Here is a 4,590-nt window from a genome sequence, read left to right on the forward strand (position 1 = left end):
AAGCGACAGGCGACGGGGGCAGGTCCGGCGGGAAGTCGGCGGCGCCGGCGGCGTTCGACGCGGCGGGGACGCTGCGGCAGGCGTCGGCGGCGATGGCGGCCGTGAAGAGCGTCGCGTTCACGGTGAGGTCGGAGGGCAAGACGCCGATCATGGTGAAGGGCGCCGACATCAAGCTGCTGCGGGGCGGGGACGCCCAGGGGACGCTGACCCTGGAGCAGCAGGGCCAGAACGTCGAGGCGAAGATCGTCGCGGTGGGCTCCAGCGTCTACCTCAACCTGGGGACGGGCGGCTGGCAGAAGGCGCCGAAGCTGCTGGCGGCGACCTACTACGACCCGTCGGCCGTGCTGGACCCCGAGCGCGGCATCGCCAAGCTGCTCGGGTCGCTCCAGGCGCCGCAGGCCGAGGCGGAGGTGAAGGTCAACGGCAAGGACGCCTACCGGGTGCGGGCCAAGCTGCCGAAGGACCGCGTCTCCGGGCTGATCCCGGGGATCGACTCCGACCTGGAGGGCCAGGTGTGGGTGGGCAAGGCCGACCACCGGCTGCTGAAGGTGCGGGGGGCGTTCCCGGAGGGGGGCGCGGTGGTGATCGACTTCACCGAGTTCGACGCCCCGTACAAGATCAGCGCACCGAGGTGAGCGAGCGGCGCCGGGTCGCGATCGGGGCCGGCGGCGCGGTGGTGCTGCTGGCCGCCCTGGACGCCTACGTCGTCACGACGATCCTGGTGCCGGTGGTGAAGGACCTCGGCATCCCGATCAACCGGCTGGAGCGGGTCACGCCCGTCCTGTCAGGGTTCCTGCTGGGGTACGTGGCGGCGATGCCGCTGCTGGGGCAGCTTTCAGACCGGTTCGGGCGGCGGCCGCTGATGCAGGCGTGCCTGCTGTTCTTCGCGGTGGGCTCCGTGGTGACGGCGCTCGCCCACGGGGTTCCCGTGCTGACGGCCGGACGGGTCGTGCAGGGCATCGCGGGCGGCGCGCTCCTGCCGGTCACGATGGCGCTGGCCGGTGACCTGTGGGAGGAGCGGCAGCGTCCGGTGGTGCTGGGCGCGGTGGGCGCCGCGCAGGAGCTGGGCAGCGTGCTGGGCCCGCTGTACGGGGCGGGGATCGCGGCGGCGCTGGACTGGCGGGCGATCTTCTGGATCAACCTGCCGCTGGTCGCGGTCGCGATGGCGGCGGTGCAGTACGCGGTGCCGGGTGGGCGCAAGGGCGGGCCCCGGCCCGGCGTGGACGTGGTCGGCGGGCTGCTGCTGGCGCTCGGGCTGGGCCTGCTGGTCGGCGGCGTCTACAACCCGGAGCCGGAGGAGTCGGCCCTGCCGTCGTGGGGCCCGCCGCTGCTGGGCGCGGGCGCGGTGGTGCTCGTCGTCTTCGTCCTCTGGGAGGTCAAGGCGCGGACGAGGCTGCTCGACCTCGCGGGAGTGCGGCGCGGGCCGCTGCTGGCGACGCTGGGCGTGAGCCTGCTGTCGGGGGCGGCGCTGATGGTGACGCTGGTGGACGTGGTGCTGGTCGCGCAGACGCTGCTGCACAAGGACTCGGTGGACGGGGCGCTGGTGCTGACCCGGTTCCTGGTGGCGCTGCCGATCGCGGCCGTCGCCGGGGGCCTCCTGGCGCGGCGGGTCGGGGAAAGGTGGCCGATGGCCGCCGGGATGGCGATCGCCGCCGTCGGCTACCTGCTGATCGCGGGCTGGCCGGCCGACCTGGCGGACGCGTCGTACGGGCCGCTGCCGAGGATGGACGTCGACCTCGTCGTGACCGGGCTCGGGCTGGGGCTGGTGATCGCGCCGGTGTCGTCGGCGGTGCTGGGGCTCGTCCCGGCGGCGCGGCACGGGGTCGCGTCGGCAGCCGTGGTCGTGGCGCGGATGATGGGGATGCTGATCGGGATCTCGGCGCTGTCGGCGTGGGGCTTCTACCGCTTCCACGCGCTGACGGCGGATCTCAGGCCGCCGCTGCCGTTCATGATGTCCAAGGCCGAGTTCGCGCGGCAGTTCAAGGTCTACAACGCGGCGCTCCAGGACGCGCTGCGCACCGAGTACCAGGAGATCTTCTGGATCACCGCGGGGATGTGCGCGCTCGGGGCCGTCCTGGCGCTGGCCACGGGGGCGCGGCGGGACCGCGCGGAGCCGTCCGCGGCGTCCCGGGAGCAGATCCTCACGAAGTGAGGCATATCGTCGATTGGACGGGGCGTCCCTGGGGAGTGCTCTGGGAGTCCCCGGCAAACGATCAGGACGGTGCGGCCAATGGAACGCATGAGCGGGCTGGACGCGGGCTTCTACTTCGCGGAGTCGGCGAGCACGCCGCTGCACATCGCGTCGGTGACGGTCTTCGAGGGGCCGGTGCCCACCTACGGCGAAGTGGTCCGGGCGGTCGTCGGGAAGCTGCCGCTCGTCCCCCGGTACCGGCAGCGGGTCCGGAAGGTGCCGCTGAACCTCGGGCGGCCCGTCTGGGTGGACGATCCGCACTTCAACATCCTCTACCACGTCCGGCACACGGCGGTGCCCGCGCCGGGCGACGCGGAGAAGCTGCGGAACCTGGCCGGGCGGGTGCTGTCGCAGCGCCTCGACCCGGCGAAGCCGCTGTGGGAGGTCTGGCTGGTCGAGGGGCTGGAGGACGGCCGCTGGGCACTGATCACCAAGGTGCACCACTGCGTCGTGGACGGGGTGGGCGGCGTCGACCTGCTGACGACGCTGTTCGACCTCGAACCCGAGCCCGAGCGGCCGGAGGCGGCGGAGCTGCCCGAGCCGGAGCCCGCCCCGTCCGGGGCCGAACTGCTGGCCGCGTCGGTGCGGACGCAGGTCACCGAACCGCTGCGGCACATCACTCAGGCGCCTGGACGGGCGCGCGCGCTGTTCAGCACCCAGACCCTGCGTAACGTCGGGGTGGAGATCCCGCGCGCGCTCGGGCAGCTGGCCCGTCCGACGACGGGATCCCTGAACGGCCCGCTCGGCCCCCACCGGCGCTGGATGTGGACTCACGCGGACCTGGACGAGATCAGGCGGGTCCGCAAGGCGCTCGGCGGGACGGTCAACGACGTGGTGCTGGCCGCCGTGACCGCCGGTTTCCGCGCGGTCCTGGAGGGACGCGGCGAGCTGCACGAGGGCGCGCTCGTCCGGACCCTCGTGCCGGTGTCGGTCCGCGCGCACGACCAGCGCGGCGAGGTGAACAACCAGGTCTCGGGCGTGCTGGTGAACCTGCCGGTCGGCGAGGCGGACGCGCGCCGCCGCCTGTTCGGGATCCGCCGCCAGATGAACGACGTGAAGCGCACGCACCAGGCGGCGGGCGGGAAGGCCCTCGCCGGGCTCGCGGGATTCGCGCCGACCCTGCTCGCGCTCGGGTCGCGGTACGCGCTGAGCCAGAGCCAGCCCCTCGTCCAGACCGTGGTGACCAACGTCCCGGGACCGCAGTTCCCGCTGTACGTGCTGGGACGGCGGCTGGAGCGGCTGTACCCCTTCGTCCCGCTCGCGGCGGGCCTGCGCGCCGGGGTCGCGATCTTCTCCTACGAGGGGACGCTGACGTTCGGGCTGACGGGAGACTTCGATGGGATGCCCGACCTGGACGTCCTCGCCACCGGGATCAGGGCCGGATTCGACGAGCTGGGCCGCCACGCCGCCGGCGCTTGATCCAGCCATACCGCTCAAAACCAGCAGATATGCCAGATATCAGCAGACCGGCATGCCACACCTGTCGCGCCCGTCCCCTCCCTGACACGACGGCGGGTCCAGGGCGGCCCCGGACGAACTGCTCCAAATCGCCGCACAGGCCGCCGGTTCGTCCGCGGAACACCGGTCCGGGGCCGGTGCGGTGGCCGTTTTCGGTCATCGCACCGGTATACCGGTCCTGATCTGGGAAGGGATTTGGGCACCGGCCGCGTGCCGAGCAACGAACTCGGGAATATCCTGGGAAAAGAAGGCTAAGTGCCTCTTGCCGGGCGGGCACACCCCGGGGAGGTGACGCAGATGAGCGAGTTCGGCGTCGGCTGTGGAGGCGGGCCGGTCACACGGCTGCGCAGACGGCTCGGTCTTGAGCGCAACGAGCTGCGCCGCCCCGTCGACCGGGTCCAGCGCCTCGTCGCCCTCGGGCTGCTCCTGCTGCTGCTCGCCGCAGGGCCGCCGCTGGCCGCCTGGGCCGCCGCCTGGTCCTACGACACGGGCACCCGCACCGAACGCGCCGAGCGCGCGAGCCGCCACCAGGTGGTCGCCACGGTCACCTCGACCGGCGGCATCGGCTCCGCGGGCGACCGCTACATCCACGAGACCGTCCAGGCCACCTGGCCGGGCGCGGACGGCAAGCCCCGCGCCGGAACGCTGCCGAGCTGGAAGAACGCCAAGGTCGGCGCGCACCGCACGATCTGGGTCGACCGGCGGGCCGAGCCGACCGTCCGGCCGCGGCCGCACAGCCGCACCGTGACGGACGCCGCCTACGCGGCGACCGCGGCCGTCCTAGGCGTTTCGATGCCGCTGCTGCTGACCTACGCCCTCGTCCGGCGCCGCTGCGACCGCCACCGCGCCGACCTGTGGGAGGCCGACTGGGCCCGCATGGACGCCGACGCCGGCCACAACCCCCGCTCCTGAGCCCCGAAGCCCCGGCCACCCGGCAAAGC

4 protein-coding genes are annotated in these 4,590 nt (G+C 73.4%); all 4 read left to right on the forward strand.

Features of this window, described 5'->3' with window-relative positions; translation table 11 throughout:
• The coding region (locus tag E1298_RS44365) for an LppX_LprAFG lipoprotein (protein WP_131903382.1) at window positions 1-635 on the forward strand (635 nt) is incomplete at its 5' end.
• Window positions 632-2,152 (forward strand): MFS transporter, encoded by a 1,521-nt coding sequence (locus E1298_RS44370; protein ID WP_131903383.1) that lies wholly within the window; start codon window positions 632-634, stop codon window positions 2,150-2,152. The genes E1298_RS44365 and E1298_RS44370, both read left to right, overlap by 4 nt.
• A 78-nt stretch (window positions 2,153-2,230) precedes the next feature.
• On the forward strand, window positions 2,231-3,610 hold the full coding sequence (locus E1298_RS44375; RefSeq protein WP_131903384.1) for a WS/DGAT/MGAT family O-acyltransferase: 1,380 nt from the start codon (window positions 2,231-2,233) through the stop codon (window positions 3,608-3,610).
• A 336-nt stretch (window positions 3,611-3,946) separates the two neighbouring features.
• A complete protein-coding gene (locus E1298_RS44380) occupies window positions 3,947-4,561 on the forward strand; it encodes an Rv1733c family protein (protein ID WP_131903385.1) in 615 nt (204 codons plus the stop codon).
• Window positions 4,562-4,590 lie beyond the last annotated feature (29 nt).

This window comes from Actinomadura rubrisoli (assembly GCF_004349215.1).
Lineage (GTDB): Bacteria > Actinomycetota > Actinomycetes > Streptosporangiales > Streptosporangiaceae > Spirillospora > Spirillospora rubrisoli.